This window comes from Pseudomonas sp. P7548 (assembly GCF_013386585.1).
In the GTDB taxonomy this organism is placed as follows: Bacteria; Pseudomonadota; Gammaproteobacteria; order Pseudomonadales; family Pseudomonadaceae; genus Aquipseudomonas.
The window spans coordinates 1-607 of record NZ_JACARO010000141.1; the positions used below are offsets into that span (position 1 = coordinate 1).

Sequence of the window (607 nt, forward strand, 5' to 3'; positions counted from 1 at the left end):
CCGAGGCCTGGAACTCAACGCCGCCAAGGCTGTGCAGGTCGTACTGATGGCTATGGATTTCCGCACGCACCCGGCCAGGGTGGGGCGACAGCAACAGGATGCGATTGCCCACCACCAACGCCTCTTCGATGGAGTGGGTGACGAACAACAGGGTGAAGCGCACCTCCTCCCAGAGCAGCAGTAACTCTTCCTGCATCTTGCGTCGAGTCAAGGCATCGAGGGCGGCGAAGGGCTCGTCCATCAACAGGATTTTCGGTTGCATGGCCAAGGCGCGGGCGATGGCGACGCGGGCTTTCATGCCGCCGGACAGGGTATGGGGGTAGGCGTCGGCGAAGGCGCTGAGACCGACCTTGTCGAGGTAGTGCAAGGCGCGTTCTTCGGCTTCGCGGCGCTTGAGGGTCTTGGACGCCAGCAATGGAAACATCACGTTCTGCTTGACGGTCTTCCACGGCGGCAACTGGTCGAATTCCTGGAACACAACGATGCGGTCGGGGCCTGGCTGTTCGACTTTTTGCCCCTGCAGGCGGATCTCACCTTCGCAGGGCTTGATAAAGCCGGCGATGGATTTGAGCAGCGTGGATTTACCACAGCCCGACGGGCCGAGCAG

1 protein-coding gene is annotated in these 607 nt (G+C 61.8%); it reads right to left on the bottom strand.

Annotated features, from left to right (window positions below; translation table 11 throughout):
• Positions 1-607: ABC transporter ATP-binding protein (locus HX803_RS31485; protein ID WP_178925980.1), on the bottom strand; the 607-nt coding region annotated here is incomplete at both ends.